Genomic DNA, 20,134 nt, shown 5'->3' with positions numbered 1-20,134 from the left:
ACCTCCCTTGTCGGGGCGGCGGTGCGCTGCCGCCCCGACATTTTACCGAATTCTTTCAAACGGATAGACAGCGCCATGGCAACTCTCGATCTCAATTCAATCAGCAAGTCGTTTGGCACGGCCAAGGTGTTGCATGACATCAGCCTTGCCATCAACGACAAGGAATTTGTGGTGTTTGTCGGCCCGTCGGGCTGCGGCAAATCCACCTTGCTGCGCATCATTGCGGGCCTTGAGGAAGCGACATCAGGCCAGATCATTATCGGCGGGGAAGACGTCAGCGCGGCCCATCCGGTTGAACGCGGCATATCGATGGTGTTTCAATCCTACGCGCTTTATCCGCATCTTTCTGTCTATGAAAACATTGCCTTTCCACTGCGTGTGCAGAAGCTGGAAAAGGCCGATATGGACGCACGGGTGCACCGCGCCGCAGAGGTTTTGCAACTGACCGACAAGCTGCAACTGAAACCCGGCCAGCTGTCCGGCGGTCAGCGCCAGCGTGTCGCCATCGGGCGGTCCATTGTGCGCAACCCCAAAGTATTCTTGTTCGATGAACCGCTGTCCAATCTTGATGCCGCGTTGCGCGGTGACATGCGCGTCGAACTTAGCCAGCTGCACAAAAGCCTCGATGCGACAATGGTTTACGTGACCCATGATCAGATCGAAGCCATGACAATGGCAGACCGGATCGTGGTCTTGAACGGCGGGCGGGTCGAACAATTCGGCACCCCGATGGAGCTGTATCACCACCCCAAAACCAAATTCGTGGCGTCCTTTATCGGCCAGCCCAACATGAACCTGATCCCCGCAACGGTGCTCGCCACGGATGCATCCGGGATTAAGGTTGAACTGATCGGCGGGCACCAAATGGCCCTCCCGGTTGAGGCCGCGACGGTGAACAAAGGCGACAAAGTCGAAGTCGGCATTCGCCCCGAACACGTGGCCCTTGGTGACAACGGGCTTGAGATTTCAGTCAACGTTCTGGAACGCCTTGGCGGTGTGTCGATCACCTATGGCACGATCGCGGGCGCCACACGGTTCTGCGCATCACTGCCCGGTGATGCAGCCATCAAAGAAGGGGAACCGATGATGCTGTCTGTGGCACCGCAAGACTGCCACGTGTTTGATGCATCCGGCGATGTGCTGCGGCGCAAATCAGCCCCGGCGCTTGTCGCATGAAAATTGTCACCGCCGGCATCGGATTAAGGGCCGCACACGTCCTGTCGATCCTCAAAGACGCCATGCCAGAGGCCGAAATCGTGGGCTATTATGACCCGCTTCCCGACTCCGCACTTCACGTTGGCGGGCAAACCATCAGTGATGACGCGGCCAAGGCGTTGATCCCGGATCAGACGTACCCGCAATTCCCCGACGCCCCCAAAATCGCACAGTTGCGCGAAGGGTTCGCAGCCTGTGCGCAACTTCGCAAAGATACGCAGCGGTTTAACGACCTTAGCGATATGTTGGCGCAGACCGATGCGGACCTGTTGTTTGTCGGATCGCCCAACAGCTTTCACCTCGAACATATCAAGATCGGGTTGGCGGCGGGCGTACGCATTTTTACCGAAAAACCTGTGGTAACCACCAAAGAGGACACGATGGAACTGACGGCGCTTTTGGCCGAACACGGAACGGACCGAGTGATGGTCGGCCTCGTGCTGCGTTATTCGCAACATATGGTCGATCTGCGCGCCGTGCTGGATGATCTGGGGCCGATTGTGTCGCTTGAGGCGAACGAACATATCGCGCCCTATCACGGTGCGTTTTTCATGCGCGACTGGCGGCGAATGGTGTCTTGGTCCGGCGGGTTCATGCTCGAAAAATGCTGCCACGACATCGACATCTACAACATGGTCACAGGGTCGCGCCCCACGCGCGTCGCAAGCTTCGGGGGACGCAAATCCTTCGTGCCCGAAAACGCGCCCACGGCGAATATCGAAAACGAAATCATGCATTACAAGCCATCCGTGTGGAACACTGCGGATGATGCATTTCATTCCGACGGTGACATCATCGATCACCAAACGGCGATTTTGCACTACGACAGCGGCGCATCCTTGGCCTTTCACACGAACCTGAACACCCCCGACGAACACCGCCGGTTTTGCATCATGGGCACCCACGGCATGGCCGAAGGCGACTTTGTGCGCGGCAACCTGAAGGCCACGGCGCGCGACGGTACAATTATCGCTGATCATGATTATACCAAAATGGAAGCCACCCGCGCCTCTGCGCACTACGGCGCAGATCATATGATGGTGGATGACATCGTTGGCTTTTTGAAAGGGCAGACAGACAGCCTTCCGGTGGGCGTTGTTGACGCGCTTGAGGCAGGATTGGTGGCCATGGCGCTGGATGAGGCACGGATCGCGGGCACCATGGTCGATCTAACCGCCACATGGGCAGACTTTGACACGTACGGATTGCGACAATGAGCAGAGAAAACACAACACCCGGCCGCCTGATGGCTGCGGAGTCCGCGCAAAGCATGGGCGTTTTTGCGCGTGCCGCGACGCAAGACATTGACGTCACGACGCTGGGTACACCGTGCGCCATCTACACAATTGCGCGCGGGTCATCGGATGCAGCGGCCAACATACTGTCTTATGAATTTATGCGCGAACTCGGCGTACCGGTCACGTCCTTGCCGCCATCCGTGTTTTCGCTCGGGGCAGGGGTGGCGATGGACAACGCGGTTGCATTGGTCGTCAGCCAATCCGGTGCCAGCGATGATCTTGTCCGTTCGGCCAAAGGCGCGGCGGCGCATGGCGCCAAGGTGGTCGCAATCACAAACCAACCCGACAGTCCGGTTCAATCGGCATCAGATATAACACTGCCCATCGGGGCTGGCCCCGAACTGGCCGTGCCCGCCACCAAATCTGTCATCGGGTCGATCGCGGCGGGCATGGCATTGCTGGGCGCGCTGAAGCCTGAATATGGCGCAAAGGCCAAAATCGCAGCGGCAGCATTGGCGCAACAGACGATCCAACACCCTGATGCCGCCGCCCTTCAATCCGCTTTCCTGCGCGCGCGCCATATCTATGTGATCGGGCGCGACACCGGATACGGCGCCGCCCATGAAGTCGCGCTAAAGTTAAAGGAATGCTGCGCGCTACACGCCGAAGCCTATTCCAGCTCAGAGGTGCTGCACGGCCCGCTTCAATTGGCCACAAACCCCTTGATGGTGCTGATGCTGGACACCGGGCTGGCCGATATTCAGGACAGTCTCGATCAAGCCGAAGCGCGCTTTCGGGCTATCGACTGTGATGTCCAACGCATCAGGGTTTCCGATTTCGATCTCGGCGAAACTGTGCCCGCAGCAGCAGCGGCTGTTCTTTTGGCGGCGATGTACCCTGTTATTCTCAACACTGCGCTGGCATTAGGGTTTGACCCTGACGCGCCTGAAACTCTGTCGAAAGTGACGCAAACCACATGACACAAGATCTTTCCAAATGGGCGACATGGCGTGAAATCCACAGCCAGCCCGACATCTGGCGCGCTTGGGGGCAGGCCTTGGATGTGGCGGGGCTGCGCAGCTGGATCGCGGCGCAATCCTTTGATGAGGTCTGGTTTTGCGGCGCGGGCACAAGTGCGTATATCGGCGATATTATCGCAGCCTCTGTCAAAGGCGCGCGGTCCGTGCCAAGCACTGACATCGTGGCCAATCCTGCCCATTTCTTGAAAGGTGCAAAGCCACTTGTCGTCAACTTCGGGCGATCCGGCAACAGCACCGAAAGCATCGGAACACTTGATGCGCTTGACGCGCTCGCGCCGCACGCTGCGCGCATCAACATCACCTGCAACAAAGACGGCGCACTGGCGACCCGCACGTCAGATGCGCCGACCCAGATCATCGTGCTGCCTGATGAAACCCACGATGAAGGCTTTGCCATGACGTCGAGCTTTTCAACAATGTTGCTGACAGCATTGGCACTGTTTGACGCGCCGTGTGACGTGCCCGCCCGCATGTCCGACCTTGCCGATCAATTGGACAATGCGCTGACCCAAATAGCGATAGGCCCGCGCCCTGAACGGGTGGTTTATGTCGGGGCAGGGCCGCTGGCCTTTGCCGCCCGCGAAGCCGCGCTAAAGGTCATGGAATTGTCCGCCGGACAGATGCCCGCCGTGTGGGACAGCACCCTTGGCTTTCGCCACGGCCCAAAGGCGTTCGTAACGGACGCAACGGACATCACGATCTTTACCAGCCCGAACGATCCGACACGATTGTACGACGCTGATCTTGCGGCAGAACTGCGCACCCAGTTTCCGAACGCGAAAGTCGAAACAATCGGGGCGGGCGGCGACATTGATATCGCGATGCCTTTTGGCCCCGCATGGGCCGCACCGCTGGTTGTGGCCGTGGCACAGGTGCGCGGTGTCGTTTGGTCCGACACGCTCGGTCTGAATGTCGATGATCCGTTCAGCGGTCAATCCACGCTCAGCCGTGTGGTGTCGGGCGTTAAACTTTACCCTGTGACGCTATGACAGCAATCGGGATAGATCTTGGTGGCACGAAGATGGAAGCGCAGGTGTTTGACGATGCCTGGAACGTCATCGCACGCGAACGCCGCGATACCCCGTGCGATTACCCCGATCTGGTGCGCGACGTGGCAAATCTGATTGGCTGGGCAGAAACACAAGGTGGGAAATCCGCCCCCGTTGGCATCGGCGCGGCTGGTTTGATCAACCCGCAAACCGGGCTCGCGTTGACCGCAAATCTGGCCGCAACAGATCAACCGTTTCCCGCTGACATTGCCGATGCGGCCGGCCGCGCGATCACCTATGTGAACGATTGCCGCGCCTTGGCCCTGTCAGAGGCCGTGTTCGGCCAAGGCAAGGGGCACCGCATCGTTATGGCGCTGATCCTTGGCACAGGTGTTGGTGGCGGTCTGGCTGTTGACGGCGCGATTTTGCAGGGCCCTACATTGACAGGGGGCGAATTTGGCCACACGTCCGCGCCTGCCCATTTGGTTGCCCAGCATGATTTGCCAATCTGGCAATGTGGCTGCGGGCGGACGGGCTGTATTGAGACCTATATCGCGGGGCCGGGTCTGGCGCGTCTGGCCAAACAGATGACAGGGCAGGACGTCACACCGCCCCAGATCGCCACACGGCGCGGTGGTGACATGGCACAGGTCTGGCAGCTTTGGTGTGATCTGACGGCTGATTTGCTGCATTCGATGACCCTGACAGCGGACCCCGATGTGATCGTGCTGGGCGGCGGGTTGACCCATATTGACGGCATAATTGACGATCTGACAGCCGCAGCACAACGCGCGCAAATCGGCGATTTCGGTGTGCCGCCCTTGGTTCTTGCGCAGGGCGGCGATACCAGCGGCGCACGCGGGGCGGCCTATGCCGCATGGCAGGCCGAAAATGACTGACGTGTTACGCGATATCATTACGCGCAACCGCGCAGGCGAACGCGCCGCAATCGTGTCAGTGTGTTCCGCCCAGCCCGATGTTTTGCGCGCCTCCATCGCGATGGCAGAGCGCCTTGATCGCCAGATCGTCGTCGAAGCGACGTCAAATCAGGTCAATCAGGAAGGTGGCTATACGGGCATCACGCCGTCCGAATTTATCGGCTACGTGCATGGGCTGGCGGAAACGGCGGGCGCAGATCGCGCGCGGATTACGTTTGGCGGTGATCACCTTGGCCCGCAGGCATGGCGCGCGCTGGATGCAGATGCCGCCATGGCCAAGGCAGACGTTTTGGTGCGCGATTATGTGGCTGCGGGCTTTGGCAAAATCCACCTCGATTGCTCCGAAGGTTGCGCGGGCGATCCTGCACAGTTGGGCGATGACATCACCGCTGAACGCTCTGCGCGATTGGCGCGGATGTGTTGTGATGCGGGCGATGATTTGCTGTTTGTCGTCGGCACCGAAGTCCCCCCGCCGGGCGGTGCGCGCATGGATGAACACGGCGACATCCCCCCAACCCACCCCGCCGACGCACGCGCAACGCTGGCCGCCCACGACGCTGCCTTTGGCGATATGGCGGGGCTGATTGGCGGGCTGGTTGTGCAACCCGGTGTCGAATTCAGCCCAACGGCGGTACACGCTATGCCGCTGGATCGTGATCCAGGCCTGCTTGATGCCTTGCGCGATCACCCGCAGGTCTGCCTCGAAGCGCATTCAACAGATTATCAGGATCCGGCCGTATTCCCACGGTTAGCCGACCTTGGTTTCGCCTTTCAAAAGGTGGGCCCAGCCCTGACATTCGCCTACCGCGAGGCGCTTTATGCATTGGACCAGCTGCGCGATCCGGCCTGCACTCTCAAATCTACAATGGAATCAGTGATGTTGGCCAATCCGTCGCAATGGCAGGGCCATTATTCCGGTGACGGCACAGCGCTGTACCAGCAACGCCACTTCGGGCTGGCCGACCGCATTCGTTATTATTGGCCGCACAAAGATGCGCAGGCCGCAGTCACAGACCTGTTGGCGTCGTTCAAAGACACGATACCGGACGACGCCCTGAACCGCGTGTTCAACGGCCCTGTACTGGAGCGCGCCGAAGCCCTAAACGGCAGTCAGGTCCAGCGCCTGATCGACGCGCAGATCGAAATCGCATTGGATCCCTATTTCTTTGAGGACACCCCATGACAGAGCTTTGGATCGCACCGGATACCCTGTTTGACGGGCAAAATGTTGTGTCACACAAAGCCGTACGCATTGTGGACGGGCAGGTTATTGAACTGGCAGACACCCCTGACGATGCGCGGCGCATCAAAGGCTGTCTGACGCCGGGGTTTGTTGATGTGCAGGTCAACGGTGGTGGTGGCGTGTTGTTGAACACCACACCAACACGCGCAGGCATGGCAGATATCGCGGCGGCACATCGTCAATTCGGTACGGTCGCGGTGATGCCAACCGTGATCACCGATCACGCCGATGTTCTGGATCGCGCCGCCGATGCCGCAATCGCGGCGCAGGGGGACGATGGCATCATCGGGCTTCACATCGAAGGCCCCCATATTTCTGTGGCGCGGCGCGGCACACACAACCGCGACCATATCCGCCAGATGGATGCGCGCACGATGGACGTGGTTGCGCGCCTTCGCCAACACGACATCGCCGTGCTGATCACCGTCGCACCAGAAGCAACCACCAACACCCAAATCGCAGCCCTCGCCGCGATGGGGGCAGTCGTGTCGATTGGCCATACAGACGCGACTGCGGACGTGGTCGAGGCCGCAATTGCGGCCGGTGCCACCTGCGCCACCCATGTGTTCAACGCCATGTCCCCCATGACCAGCCGCGCACCGGGTGCCGTGGGGGCGGTTCTGAATTCACAGGTCCGATCCGGCATCATTTGCGATGGCTTTCATGTGGATGACCGCATGATCCAACTGGCCCTGCGCGCGCGCCCTGCGGATGATCTGATGTTTCTGGTGTCAGATGCCATGGCCACCGTTGGCGGACCGGACCAATTTGATCTTTACGGCGAGCACGTCCACCTTGATGCGGGGCGGCTGATCAACGCCGAAGGCAACCTTGCCGGGGCCCACGTAACACAAGCCGAAGGCGTAGCGCGCCTTGTCAAACACGTGGGCGCACCACTTGATCAGGCATTGCGAATGGCCATCACAACACCGGCGCAGCTGGTCGGGCAGGCCGGGTTGTCCCACCTCGTGGGCCGCTCCTTGCGCGATCTTATGGTGTTGTCGGCTGATCTGTCGCTCAGCGATACATTGGAGGGCGCGCTGGCCGCTCTCTTGGCGCGCGATGCCGCGGAATAACCCCTATACCCTTGAAATCTGTGTCGAAAACCCGGACACGCTGACCGCATGTGCCGCTACCGCGGACAGGGTTGAGCTGTGTTCAGCGCTGGATATTGGGGGTCTAACGCCCAGCATCGGGTTGATGGAACAGTCAAAGGCATCAGGCGTTGAAACCCACGTCCTGATCCGCCCACACGGCGGTGATTTCACGATGTCGCCAACAGAACTGGCCACCGCAGTCGCGGACATTCGCGCGGCGAAGGCAATGGAGCTAAAGGGGGTCGTGATCGGGGCAGAACGGGCAGGCGCACTGGATCGGCGCGCACTGGATGCGATGGTGCACGCTGCGGACGGCATGGACATCACCCTGCACCGCGTCATTGATGTGCTAGACGATCCCGTCGCCGCGATTGAGGTCGCGATTGAGTACGCCATGGTGCGCATCCTGACGTCAGGCGCCGCTATGTCTGCTGCGCACGGGATTGCCGGGCTGAAACGGCTGCACACATCGGCAGCGGGCCGGATCGACATCATGGCGGGCGCGGGGATCAACAGCGGCAACATCCGAACGATCATGGACCAAACCGCCATTACATCTTTCCACGCCTCGTGTTCGGCCAAGGCCCGACTTGATCAGCGCTATGTTCAGTTCGGCTTTGGGGATGCGACCCGCACTTTTGATCCGCACGAAATGGCGAGGCTGGCACAGGTTCTTAAATCCTGACGCCCTCAAGTTTTGTTTGCGCGGCGTTCGAATTTGGAACATTATGTGAACACACATACTCCATCCGAAAGGCGAACCCATGCAAGATGTTGCTCTCTATCTCCCTGGAATTCTACTGGCCTATTCTGCATTCCTTCTCGCGATCGCCAGCCCGGGGCCAAACATCCTCGCCGTGATTGGCACATCGATGGGCGTTGGGCGGACGTCGGGCATGGCCTTGGCAATGGGCGTCGCGACGGGGTCTTTCACTTGGGCGATCCTGACGGTTTTCGGGCTCTCAGCGATCCTTGCCACCTATGCCTCCGCGCTTCTGGCGATCAAGATTTTCGGCGGGGCATACTTGCTTTGGCTGGCCTATAAATCATTCAAATCCGCCGCGTCGCGCCATGACATCGAAGCGCTTGAACTGGCCGGAGGACGCCGCACACCCTTTGGCTACCTCAAACGCGGCTACATCATTCAAATGACCAACCCGAAGGCCGCACTGGCATGGATCGCAATCATCTCCCTTGGGCTGAAAGACGGGGCACCCCTTTGGGTTGGGGCCTCAATCGTTTTGGGGACGTTCGTTCTCTCGATTGCTATTCACCTGATGTACGCCGTCGCCTTTTCGACCCCTGCGATGGTGCGTCTATATGCAAAATCCCGCCGCGCCATTCAGGGCGTCTTAGGAACGTTTTTTGCATTCGCCGGACTGCGCCTGCTGACAAGTCGGGCCTGAATACCGCTTACAGTTCGCGGCCAGCGCGACGTTCTTGCAGTTTCAAATACACAGTGGCGCCAAATTGCGCGATGGGTGCGGGGGGCAGGCGGGCCGGATCAACTGCCGCCAGCGCGCGGGCAAGGGCGGGTGACGTCATTCCCATGGCCAATTCGGCCGCCAATCCGCCCGCCAACGTGCCCTTGGCTGTGCCCAACCCGTTTTGACAACAGGCTGAATACAGACCTTTTTCCAGCTCTCCGATGACCTGAACGTTATTGCGGCTTAGGCACAATCGCCCCCCCCAACGGTATTGCATATCCACCGATCCAAGGGCGGCAAACCGCTGCGCAAAGGATCGATCATGGTCGCGTCCGACGCGGGCCAGCTGCGTGTCGGACACCTCAAGGGACGGATCAAACGTAAAACGATTGCGGATGATGATACGGTCCCCACCGACACCCGACACACGCCGAACGGTGGTGCCCATAGGGTCTGCCGGGGTCAGCCCCCACACCCGATCACCGCCAAGCGATGCCACCTCGCGCGGGCTGAGCGCCCGCGTCATTGAGGCATAGGTAAACACATGCATCAACCGACCCGGCACATATCCAAAGCTGTTCAAATGCCCGTTCACCGCCAATATCACGCGCGGCGCTGTGACTTGTCCGTTCGGTGTTGTGACAACCCAATCACCGCGCCGTTCAAGCGCCGTAACGGGGCTGTTTTCATAGATCGACACGCGGTTGGACCGCAATCCCGCAGCGACACCGCGAACATACATCGCAGGCTGGATCATCGCACTGCCCGGCGTGAATAGACCACTTTGGTAATAATCGGTTCCTGTGATGTCGCGCATTCGGGCCGCGTCAAACACCTCGAATGGTTCGCCCATCGCCGACAGATGTTTCGCAAAGCTTTGATTATGTGCATGGCCTTTGGACGAGGCCGCGCCGTTGATCTTGCCCGACATAACAAAGGCTTCGTCGCCCAACCCGTAATCCTGCGCCATGTCTTGGGCATGGGCGATGCCGCGACGGTTGTCTTGGGTTTGCGCCAGATCCGCGGCCAGCGCACCTGCGTAATCCCCTGACGTCAGATCATGGGGCAGATCAATCATGAACCCCGAATTGCGCCCCGCAGGGCCATCCCCGACCCGAACGGCATCCAATACAACGATACGATCACCGCGCGCTTCTTTTGACAAACGATGTGCCGCGGCCAGCCCCGCGAAACCCGCACCGATGACAACCCAATCCGCCGTTATCTTGCCGTCCAGCGGCGTCGGCGGATCAGGATCAGGCAACAGCCTGTTCCACCCGGCGGGGCCGGGATCACGGGGCAGGCGGGTCACCTTCACCTCAGTGTTCCTGATTGAGCGCGTCAACAGCAGGAATTTCACGTTCACGCCGCGCGATATAGTCCAGCAGCGCCTCGTTTACGCCCGCATCCAGTTTGGGTTCTTCGTATTCGTTCAACATCGCGCGGGCTTTGATCAGGGCGCATTCATTTATCTCGATACTGCCTTCGGCCTGCCACTGCTCAATCGCGTTGTTGTCAAACATCTCGGGCATGAAAAACGCCTTCTGGAAATGCTCCAGCGTGTGGGGATGCCCCAGATAATGCCCACCTGGCCCAATGTCGGGCACAGCAGCAATCGCCGCATCAAAATCATCCCAATTGACCCCTTCGGCCATGCGATATCCCATTTCGCACATTTCTGCGTCGACGATGAATTTTGCAGTGGAACAATGCATGCCCGCCTCGTTCCAACCCGCCGAATGCCAGATGTAATTGGCGCCCGCCATCAACACGGCATTCATCGTCATCGCGCTTTCGTATCCGGCCTGTGCGTCAAACGTCTTGGCACCGCCCAATGTGTTGGATGTCCGCCAAGGCACACCATAAAACCGTGCCATCTGGCCGATCATAAAGTTCATCAGGCTGATTTCAGGTGTGCCCGCCATGGGTGCGCCGGATTTCATGCTGACCGTCGACAGATAATGTCCATAAATCGCAGGGCAGCCTTTGCGGATTACTTGCGTATAGGCCAGGGCACTTAATGCTTCGGCGTTCAACTGCGCGACCGTTGCGGGCACGCTGGCAGGGGTATTTGCGCCGCCCAACACGAACGGGGAACACAACACAGGCTGGTTGCGCTTACAAAACGCGCGCATGGCCCCCAGCATTGTTTCATCCCACACAAGGGGGGAATTGCCGTTACAATTGCCCGTCACAACCGGATGCGTCTCAAGAAAATCATCCCCAAACAGGATCGCGCACATCTCAATCACATCTTCGGCGTTCTTGGGGCTGGTCGTCATGCCCATGAACGTCTTGTCGGAATGTTTCATCGAACTGTAGGTGATGCGCAGGTGCCGCTGGCTGATCGGCCAGTCATAGGGCTCAACGATATGGTGCGCCGATGAATGGATCGCGGGCAGCATATGGCTCAGCTTATGAAAATTCGCCAAATCATCCAGCGTCGGGTTGCGGCGCAAATCATCAAGATCGCGCAGATAGGGCGCGCCTGTCATGGGCACAAACATCGCATGATCCCGCCCGAACGGCAGGTTATTGGCCGGATTGCGGGCGTGATATGTAAATGTCTCGGGGATCGTGGCGATCAATTCACGCACCAAATTGCGATCAAGATAAACCATGTCGCCGACCACCTTGGCGCCCGCGCGCTTCCAGTCCTCCAGCGCGATGTCGTCGCGAAACTGCACGCCGACATTTTCAAGGATATCCATGCTCGCCCCGTCGATCTTTTCGATCTGATCGGGGGTCATAGGTTCTGTGTAGGGCAGTTTGCGTTTCAGGGCAGGCAGCATCTTCACATCACGGGTCTGGCGGATGGCTTTGCGCGCACCGCGCCCACGGCGCACGGTTCCGACGGCATCAACGCTCATGCAACATTATCCCCGTCTGCCGGATCGGTCAGGTCGATCCAGATGGTTTTCAGTTCGGTGTATTGATCATGGGCATGAATGCCATTGTCGCGCCCGCCAAAACCCGATTGCTTATAGCCACCAAATGGTGTGGCCATGTTGCCTTCGCCGTAACAATTGATCGTCACGGTGCCCGCCTTGATATCGCGGGCCGCCCGAATTGCGCTGCGCCCCCCAGCTGAAAACACCGATGCAGCAAGGCCATAGGCCGTATCATTGGCGACCTGCACGGCTTCGTCATTGCTCGCCACGTCGATAACGCACAACACGGGGCCAAAGATTTCATCACGCGCCCGCGGATCATCCGCGCTGACCTCAAAGATGGTAGGTGATACAAACGGCCCATCGTCCTTGGTGTCAAGATAGCTGCGCACCTTGGCGCAGTGGCCCGCATCAATCAGCGCACCAATATGATTGGCCGGATCAAGGGGATCACCCACTTTCCAGTCGCGCATTCGCGCGTTGATCTTTTCCAACAACGCGTCTTTGACAGACGTATGAACGATCAGGCGCGACGTGGCAGAACAGTTCTGCCCCCCGTTCCAGAACGCGGCATTCACCACATGTTCAGCCACATGATCAAGGTTTTCGGCGTCATCAAACACCACCGCAGGGTTCTTGCCGCCACATTCCAGCACGACCTTCTTGAGGTTGCTGTCCGCCGCGTATTTCAGAAACCGCCGCCCGGTTTCGGTTGATCCCGTAAAGCTGACCATGTCGATATCCATGTGCAGACCCAGCGGTTCGCCCACGGACGGGCCATCACCGGGCAGCACCTGCAACACACCGCGCGGAACGCCGGCCTCGTGGGCCAGTTCGGCCACACGCAACGCCGTCAGGCTGGTTTGTTCGGCCGGTTTTACGATCACCGAACAGCCCGCGGCGAGGGCAGGGCCGATCTTCCAGGCCAGCATCATCAGCGGGAAATTCCACGGCAACACGGCAGCAACCACACCCACTGGTTCACGCACAATCATCGCAATGGCGCTGTCGCCCGTCGGGGCCGTCTGGTCATATATTTTGTCCGCAACTTCGGCGTGCCACTTTATGCAGTGGATCGTTTCGGGCAGGTCAATCTGTTCACAATCAAGGATCGGTTTGCCGGACTCGATGCTTTCCATCACCGCCAGTTCGCGGCGGTTGCGGGTGATCAGTTTGCACAACCGGATCAGCACATCCTTGCGCGCATCTGGGTCCATCTTCGACCAATGGCCCTGATCAAACGCTTCGCGGGCCTTGGCCACTGCAACATCCACGTCTTGCGCGTTCGCCGTTGAAATCTGCGTGATCTCGGCCCCCGTCGCGGGGTTCACCGTCGCCATCATCGGCCCGTGCCCACGCTGGTATTTACCGTCAATGAACGGGCTGCGGGGCAGGTCGAGCGTGTCGGCAATCGCTGTGTATTCGCCATGTGTCAGCAGTTCGGTCATGTGGTCGCCCCCGTAATGGTAGAAATGGTTGTATTCATGGTTCGAATGACCTCGCCCAATTCGCGTTTGTCATCCTTATTGAGGGGTTGCAGCGGCTTGCGCGGCGGCCCTGCATCAATGCCGCGCAAGGTCAGCCCGTATTTAATGCATTGCACAAATTTCCCACCCTGTTCGAGAACCCGCATCAGCGGCAGCATCGCCGACATGATCGCGCGGCCTTTGGTAAAATCACCCTCAACGGCGCAGGCCTGATACAGCGCGATATGGGCTTCGGGCGCAAAGTTCGATCCGGCACACACCCAAGACCGCGCGCCCCACGCAAAGAATTCCAACGCCTGATCGTCCATTCCACAGCTAAGCGCGATATGCGGATAATCCCGCGCCATCATATGCAAGCGGTTGATATCCCCGGAACTTTCCTTGATCGCGCAGAAATTCGGGGACCGCCCCAAACGATCCAAACACTCTTCGTCCATGTTGACCGACATCCGGCCGGGGTAGTTGTACAACATGATCGGCAGGTTCGCGGCGCGATCCACGGCTAGGGCATGCAGCGCGATTTCGCGCCCCGTGGGGTAGGCGTAGGGCGGGGTGGCCACCAACAACGCATCCGCACCCGCAGCTTTGGCCGCTTGGGCAAACATCACGCTGTCTTCGGTGCGAATGGCACCCGTTCCCACGATCATCGGCACGCGGCCTTTGATCAGCCCCGCGCACCGCGTCATCATATCGAGGCGTTCTTCGGTGGTCTGGGCGTAGTATTCGCCCGTTGATCCCGCGACGATAATCCCATGAACACCCGCATCAATCAGATGTTCCACGGTTTGCGCCAGCGCCCCTTCGCTCAATGAAAAATCAGTCCGGTACGGCGTCACGAGCGGCGTATAAATGCCTTCAAATTGCATTGCGGCGGTCCTTTAATGAAATAACGTGAACGGGCAGGGGGTCGGGGCGCACAAAACGCTCCATCTGGTCACGGCTCAGATCCCAATGTTGCAGGGTCAGATCGATCGCCAGCGCACCTTCGCGGGCCTCGATCGCGGCAATCATCGCGTCGTGCTGTTCAATCGCCTTGAGAACCAGCATCGTTTCGGCGGGCGCGGCAGGGCGATAGAATGTCTGGCTCATTCGGGTGTGGTCGATTTGCAGCCGCGCAAGGGATGCGAACAGGTAGGTGTTATGGGCCATCTCGCCAATCAGCGCGTGAAATCGGTGATTGGCCAACGCGGCCTCGGCGGCATTTGATGCCTTGGCCGCTTTGGCAAAGGCCATCTGCGCCTGTTTCAGATCGTCCAGCTGCGCGGCCTTGCGGTTTTCACAGGCCAGTCGGGCAATATTGGCATAGACCATCGGCGCCGTTTGAAAAAATGTGCGCAAAACGCTGACGTCCATCGACGCAACTTTCGCACCTCTGTTTTCGCTCATGACCACGCAACCTTCACCCTGAAGGCGCTGCAAAACCTCGCGCAGGGGCGTGCGCGACATCGCATAGTGTTCCGACAACCCAGCCTCATCCAGATCAAGACCGGGTTCCAGTTCCGTCGATAAAATGCGGCGGCGCAGATCGTTCAAACAATCCAGTTTCGTAAAGCGGGGCATGTGACCTCCAATTGATGTATACACGGTGTATACAAAATTGAAGGCCGATCAAGCCACTTCCATCCGCGGTGGGCCCAAACAGGATCGCCGCGGGATTGGAATGCCGCTAACACATCAGGTCATGCGATATCCGACATGGCGCAAGGTCACGATGCGCTTGCCCTCGCTTCCGATCTTTCGGCGCAAACGGCCAACATAAACATCAACGACATTCGTAAGAGGATCCGCGTTCAGCCCCCAAACTGCGTTCAAAATGCGTTCTCGTGATAAAACCCGACCAAGGTTTGTCAGGAATAGCAGCAACAGATCACGCTCTTTCTTTGACAGTTCAACCTCGGTGTCATCGACCATCACCTGCAAGGATTCCCGATCAAACGTCAGGGCACCACTGGAAATGATGGTGTCGTTTGCATCTTGGGCATATCCACTTGCCCGCCGGTGCAGCGCTTCGACGCGGGCTATAAGCTCATCAAAATCAAATGGCTTTGGCAGATAATCGTCCGCACCGATGCGCAACCCTGCAACCTTTTCTTCGGGGCTATCAAGTGCGGTCAGCATCAAGATGGGCGTCTTCGTTTTGCGCGCACGCAACTTGCGACAGACGTCTTGGCCTTGAATTCCCGGCAACATCAAGTCCAACAAAATAACGTCGTATGAATTGATCGCCGCCAGTTCGAGAGCATCTTCCCCGTCCGCCGCATGATCTACCGACCAGCCTTCCGCCGATAGCCCCCTGCGGACAAAATCCGCGACCCGTACTTCATCTTCCACAAGTAGGATATTCATGTCCCGCGCAACTCCTTTGGCAATTCGATAACAACGCGCAACCCCGTGTCCTCTCGGTCAAGAAGCACAACAGTGCCTTTATGCGCTTCTACAATGGATTTAACGACAGGAAGGCCAAGCCCGCTGCCTTCAACACCTTGCCCCGCAGCGTTGGACCCTCTGAAAAACCTCTCAAAGGCTTGCGATTTCTCATTTGCGCTCAGACCCGGGCCATCATCCTCGATGGCGATAACGTATGCCCTTGCGGTCTCGCTCAGATCCACTGATATTTTGGGGCCACCATAGCGCCGCGCGTTTTGCAGCAATGCCAGAACCGCCTGACGCAGGCGCACTTCGTCGACTTGGGTCTTCATAGCCACTTTCGACGTCGAAACATTTACTTTTCCGGGGAACATGGAAACGGCATCCTTGACGACCTTGTTCAGGTCAATCTCCTTGCGGTCCAGCCGAAGTTGACCGGCTTCATAGCGCGCCACCGTAAGCATATCATCAACGATCTGGTTCGTGTGCTTGGCGGATTCACGTATCCGCGCAAAGGCATCCGAAACATCGTCACTCAGCGTTCCAGCCGTTCGTAGGGTGACGTCGGCCTCGCCAAGGATAATGGCCAAGGGGGTCCTCAGTTCGTGGCTGATATCGGCCATAAGCTGTTTTCGGTTTTCTTCACCAATCTCAAGCTTGTCGACCAACTCTTGCAACTCGGACGTTCGCGCCGCGACTGTCTCTTCGAGGTGTTTTTGTTGCTCCACACGACTAAGCTCTCTCTCCTTCAGTTGTTCGGCCATTTGGTTCAGAACCGTCCCCAAATCTTTGAATTCGCGGCTCCCTCCCAGATACACCGGTTCGGAATAATCGGCGTCCCGCAATCGGTTGACGCCGTTTTGCAATCGAATGATCGGCTGGCGTATCTGACTGCTGAATGACAGCAGCGCCACGAAAAAAGTCACAGCCGCCACCAGCAAAATGACATAGACCAACCTCGTGTTCCAATTCCGAAAGGCCGCGGCCTCTTCCAGAACTTCTTCAACTTCTTCGATTTCCTCTTCGAGGGCCGCGTTGATCTTGCGATCAAGCTCATCATCGATGTCACCGTCCAGCAGTCCGGCAAGGCGTTCGATCTGGATGAACGTTTCAATCGGCTCACCCGAAGTCGTCAGTGTTGCGATCACGGCATTCACCGATCGAATGTCGTTTTCAATTTCATCTAGCAGTTCAAGCTCTTCGATCTCTTCGTCGCCAACCATCTGGATTTCGCGGGCGATAACATTGCGAATATCGTCTAGATTTCGGTCAATCTTGGCGCGCAGCTCCGTGACAGCGGCACCTCCGTCGCGATCCCCGATCAGCAGCACATCACCGTGTTGCTTAAAAAGGCGATACAAATTCGCCTCCAACTTCAGGTGCAACGCATGGGATTCCTGGGCCAGTTGCGTTCTCGCATCCCACCACCGCGATTTTTCAAGGCTATACAGCGTCAAGACGGCCATCCCGACCACCAGACTGACAATGACCAGCGAATAAATTCCAAAAAGAGCAGATGAGCGCATATCAAAGTGCCTCGGTGTGTTGAGTTTTGGTGTAAGCATCAGCCAGTATTACCGTGGCGGGTGTCAAGCGTCGCAAGGTCGTCAGCAGGCCTTGCTGGTCTGGATCGGCCTTCCAGCGGATTGAGGAAATTACGATAAGATCAACCTTTCCAAGAACCGCGCGGGCAAAATCGACGCGCAGGGTTTGCATCTCCGAAAGACCTTTCCCGCCTGCAAAAACGCGCTGGTCCAGCCACTTCGGATGACGCAGTAAATCTGCCAAACCAAAGTCGCCCAACACATTTTCAATCTTAGCGTCCGATGGACGTGTCCTGCACATCATCGTGACGGACCGCCGCAGGCTTCCTTGCAGACCAACATGTTCAGACCCGATATGCGCGATCCGTGGGCGCGTGGTCGCCGATCCGTCAAACGAGACTTCTACATCCGCCAGAAGGTCCAAGCCCGAGATGCAGCGCGCCACCACCGCAGCAGCCGGACCTTCCAATTTCGCAACGCTTCCAGCCGCAGCGCGAAACGCAACCGGATGGCCGCCCTGCAAACCGGTCACATCGACCGAGACCGGTTCACGGCTTGAGCTTGAGCGCCTCGAAAGGGGGCGTTCGTTCAGCAGATTTTGGGCCTTCTCTCGGGCGACCCGCCATGCGCAATATTGGTCCCACGCGCTTGCCAATGACCCAAGCGGCAAAGCAACCAGCGCCAACACCGATAGGGACGCGGCAACCGTCGCAGGCGCCACCGCATGACCATTCGCAAACCAAAGCAAAGACAACCCCGACATCGCGACGCCCGCCTGCAAAATCGCCTGCAAACCGGCCGTGCGTCCCCGTCTTTGAACCGCAGAGTGTCTCAGCGCGGCACTTCGGCTGTCCAATGCGCGCAGCTCCTTATCGGTACGCCCCATCAGGTCCAGCTCGGGTGCAATTGCGATCCGTTCAATCATCGAAATGGCGATGCTTGCGCGGCGCTGTCTAAGTTGGCGGTGACGGCGTTCAAGATGCCATGACATGATCCCCATAATCGAAACGGCGATGCCAAGTGGTACAAGACCAGTCCGGGCCAAATCCGGATCAAGCGCGAAAAGAATTGCAATCGCGCTCGGTAGCACGACAAGCGCGGTCAAGACCTCTGGCAACCCGCGGCCAAACCAAAGCCGTGCGGCAGACAGATCACCGACAAACCTGAGGGATAGGGCGCCGACACGACGTTCTTCATGTCGCAATTTCGGCAGCCTCGCAATCTGGAGGTAAAGCACTTTGCGCAAAGAATTCGCGTAGCTTTGACCTAACGCCTCGGCACGGCGCCGCGACAAAAAGAGGCACGCAGCGGCCACCAAACCAGACACTGCCAGTTCGAAAATGGTCGCGCTTTCCAACGGGGTTCCGGTGTGAATGGCCGCAAACGCATCGCGGGTCGCAAATGCGGCCACCGCAAGGGCAGCAGCCTGCGCAATACCGCAAGAAATAATAAGGATCGCGTCTTTGACGCGATCCTCCGTGGCCATTTGGGGGATGGGTTTCATGCAGCCACGTTTGCCGATCTGTCGCGCATAAGTGGCACGACATGTGTTTCTATTTTCTCTGGTGTCCAAAGATCTTCGCGGGTCAAGATCGGGCGGGCGGTGATTTCCGCGGCTTCCGCCGCCGCCAAGGGTGAACAGCTCACCATGCCCGAAATCGCAAATGGGCGAAGCCCGTCTCGTTCCAAGACAGTCACGCCCCCCAATGCGCTCAGCGCATCAGGTGCGGCGAAAAGAATACCGTCCAAGCGGTCCTTGATCCGTGAAGATTTCAGAATTGCGCGGGTTTCCTGCTGAAACACACCATCTGCAATCTCGACCACGACCACTTCGGCGCCTCTGGATGCCGCGGTCGCCACCAACGTATCAAAGCCCTGTTCAATCCGGTCAAGCGGCATGCGGTAAGTTGTGGCCATCCCGACATCTGTAAAATCGAGGGCCGGGGCACCGCCGTCTTCAAAGCTGTTGAAATCACCGAAGGCCCCTGTGCCCGTCGCTTTGACACCCGCGACACAATACCCCGACTTGATCAGGCCATGGGCAAGGCTTGATGCCGCTGTTGTCTTGCCCGAATTCATGGACGCGCCGAACACACCAATCACCGTGACCTGATCATTGGCGGGCAGGGGCTGCAGGGCATAATCATCAACGTTCAAGACCTGACCGTTCGCCCCCGTCAAAAGGCCAAGGGGCTTCAATCGGGTTGGTTCGTCCATTCTGACATGTGCCGCGTCGACGCGTCCGGCAACGCCGCCACCGGCAACAAGATCAATCAGATCATCGTCGATGATGGCACTTGCAAGGAACTGATCGGGCGCATAGCGATCACCAAGGCACAGGACCACAAGATCACCGGGGTAGCTGATTGAAACCCGGCGTTCCGCAAGCTGAATTTTCTTGTGCTGGCCGATCTCTGCGATCTCGCACAGGATCAAGTCTCCGGCTGTGGCGCACGACATCTGTGTGGATATGCCACAGACATCGGAACGGTCGACACGACGGGTCGTGAAGGACCATTTTGCGACATCGCACATCGATGGGGAAATGTTGGTGAATAAGGTCATTGTATTGCTCCGTTTGGGCGTTTCGATGCGATCGTTTTGCCAGCACCACGTGACAACCCTTTCAAAACCAAATGAAGGCCGCGCATTCATTCA

Annotated in this window: 18 protein-coding genes; 9 read left to right on the top strand and 9 right to left on the bottom strand. The window is 58.3% G+C overall.

Translation table 11 applies throughout. The features are described 5' to 3' along the window. Nucleotides 1-75 precede the first annotated feature (75 nt). The 9 genes from L0664_RS06270 to L0664_RS06230 all read left to right on the top strand — a co-directional run bounded on the left by L0664_RS06270 (nucleotide 76) and on the right by L0664_RS06230 (nucleotide 9,166). A complete protein-coding gene (locus tag L0664_RS06270; RefSeq protein ID WP_235224761.1) occupies nucleotides 76-1,176 on the top strand; it encodes an ABC transporter ATP-binding protein in 1,101 nt (366 codons plus the stop codon). Then, nucleotides 1,173-2,432, top strand: a complete 1,260-nt coding sequence (locus tag L0664_RS06265) for a Gfo/Idh/MocA family protein (RefSeq protein WP_235224760.1) — start codon at nucleotides 1,173-1,175, stop codon at nucleotides 2,430-2,432. The genes L0664_RS06270 and L0664_RS06265 overlap by 4 nt, the downstream gene beginning before the upstream one ends. Continuing rightward, nucleotides 2,429-3,433, top strand: a complete 1,005-nt coding sequence (locus L0664_RS06260) for an SIS domain-containing protein (protein WP_235224759.1) — start codon at nucleotides 2,429-2,431, stop codon at nucleotides 3,431-3,433. Before L0664_RS06265 ends, L0664_RS06260 begins: the two co-directional genes overlap by 4 nt. Continuing rightward, nucleotides 3,430-4,482, top strand: coding sequence for an SIS domain-containing protein (locus L0664_RS06255; RefSeq protein WP_235224758.1), 1,053 nt, complete (start codon nucleotides 3,430-3,432; stop codon nucleotides 4,480-4,482). The genes L0664_RS06260 and L0664_RS06255 overlap by 4 nt, the downstream gene beginning before the upstream one ends. Next, entirely contained in the window at nucleotides 4,479-5,381 is a 903-nt protein-coding gene (locus L0664_RS06250; RefSeq protein ID WP_235224757.1) for an ROK family protein, read from the top strand. Before L0664_RS06255 ends, L0664_RS06250 begins: the two co-directional genes overlap by 4 nt. Further along, nucleotides 5,374-6,603 (top strand): class II D-tagatose-bisphosphate aldolase non-catalytic subunit, encoded by a 1,230-nt coding sequence (locus L0664_RS06245; protein WP_235224756.1) that lies wholly within the window; start codon nucleotides 5,374-5,376, stop codon nucleotides 6,601-6,603. Before L0664_RS06250 ends, L0664_RS06245 begins: the two co-directional genes overlap by 8 nt. Beyond that, on the top strand, nucleotides 6,600-7,739 hold the full coding sequence (locus L0664_RS06240; RefSeq protein ID WP_235224755.1) for an N-acetylglucosamine-6-phosphate deacetylase: 1,140 nt from the start codon (nucleotides 6,600-6,602) through the stop codon (nucleotides 7,737-7,739). Before L0664_RS06245 ends, L0664_RS06240 begins: the two co-directional genes overlap by 4 nt. Further along, on the top strand, nucleotides 7,726-8,445 hold the full coding sequence (locus L0664_RS06235; RefSeq protein ID WP_235224754.1) for a copper homeostasis protein CutC: 720 nt from the start codon (nucleotides 7,726-7,728) through the stop codon (nucleotides 8,443-8,445). The genes L0664_RS06240 and L0664_RS06235 overlap by 14 nt, the downstream gene beginning before the upstream one ends. A 79-nt stretch (nucleotides 8,446-8,524) precedes the next feature. Further along, the gene (locus tag L0664_RS06230) at nucleotides 8,525-9,166 is read left to right on the top strand and encodes a LysE family translocator (protein WP_235224753.1); all 642 of its coding nucleotides are present in this window, start codon (nucleotides 8,525-8,527) and stop codon (nucleotides 9,164-9,166) included. A gap of 7 nt (nucleotides 9,167-9,173) precedes the next feature. Here L0664_RS06230 and L0664_RS06225 read toward each other — a convergent pair whose 3' ends face one another. The 9 genes from L0664_RS06225 to L0664_RS06185 all read right to left on the bottom strand — a co-directional run bounded on the left by L0664_RS06225 (nucleotide 9,174) and on the right by L0664_RS06185 (nucleotide 20,041). Continuing rightward, entirely contained in the window at nucleotides 9,174-10,499 is a 1,326-nt protein-coding gene (locus L0664_RS06225; RefSeq protein ID WP_336247095.1) for an NAD(P)/FAD-dependent oxidoreductase, read from the bottom strand. A gap of 7 nt (nucleotides 10,500-10,506) precedes the next feature. Further along, complete coding sequence (locus L0664_RS06220) at nucleotides 10,507-12,057, bottom strand: trimethylamine methyltransferase family protein (RefSeq protein ID WP_235224751.1); 1,551 nt, start codon at nucleotides 12,055-12,057, stop codon at nucleotides 10,507-10,509. Continuing rightward, complete coding sequence (locus tag L0664_RS06215) at nucleotides 12,054-13,526, bottom strand: aldehyde dehydrogenase (RefSeq protein WP_235224750.1); 1,473 nt, start codon at nucleotides 13,524-13,526, stop codon at nucleotides 12,054-12,056. The genes L0664_RS06220 and L0664_RS06215 overlap by 4 nt, the downstream gene beginning before the upstream one ends. Continuing rightward, nucleotides 13,523-14,431: a dihydrodipicolinate synthase family protein gene (locus tag L0664_RS06210; RefSeq protein WP_235224749.1), complete on the bottom strand. Its 909-nt coding sequence runs from the start codon at nucleotides 14,429-14,431 to the stop codon at nucleotides 13,523-13,525. The genes L0664_RS06215 and L0664_RS06210 overlap by 4 nt, the downstream gene beginning before the upstream one ends. Then, nucleotides 14,421-15,125 carry a GntR family transcriptional regulator gene (locus L0664_RS06205; protein WP_235224748.1) on the bottom strand — a complete coding sequence of 235 codons (705 nt, stop codon included), beginning with the start codon at nucleotides 15,123-15,125 and terminating at the stop codon, nucleotides 14,421-14,423. The genes L0664_RS06210 and L0664_RS06205 overlap by 11 nt, the downstream gene beginning before the upstream one ends. Nucleotides 15,126-15,239: 114 nt before the next feature. Then, a complete protein-coding gene (locus L0664_RS06200) occupies nucleotides 15,240-15,911 on the bottom strand; it encodes a response regulator transcription factor (RefSeq protein WP_235224747.1) in 672 nt (223 codons plus the stop codon). Then, on the bottom strand, nucleotides 15,908-17,458 hold the full coding sequence (locus L0664_RS06195; RefSeq protein ID WP_235224746.1) for a sensor histidine kinase: 1,551 nt from the start codon (nucleotides 17,456-17,458) through the stop codon (nucleotides 15,908-15,910). The genes L0664_RS06200 and L0664_RS06195 overlap by 4 nt, the downstream gene beginning before the upstream one ends. A gap of 1 nt (nucleotide 17,459) precedes the next feature. Next, entirely contained in the window at nucleotides 17,460-18,980 is a 1,521-nt protein-coding gene (locus L0664_RS06190; protein WP_235224745.1) for an ABC transporter transmembrane domain-containing protein, read from the bottom strand. Continuing rightward, entirely contained in the window at nucleotides 18,977-20,041 is a 1,065-nt protein-coding gene (locus L0664_RS06185; protein WP_235224744.1) for a hypothetical protein, read from the bottom strand. Before L0664_RS06185 ends, L0664_RS06190 begins: the two co-directional genes overlap by 4 nt. Between the last annotated feature and the right edge of the window lie 93 nt (nucleotides 20,042-20,134).

Origin of the sequence: Octadecabacter dasysiphoniae, assembly GCF_021532615.1 — a bacterium.
In the GTDB taxonomy this organism is placed as follows: Bacteria; Pseudomonadota; Alphaproteobacteria; order Rhodobacterales; family Rhodobacteraceae; genus Octadecabacter; species Octadecabacter dasysiphoniae.
This window is presented reverse-complemented; position numbering and strand designations above follow the sequence as displayed.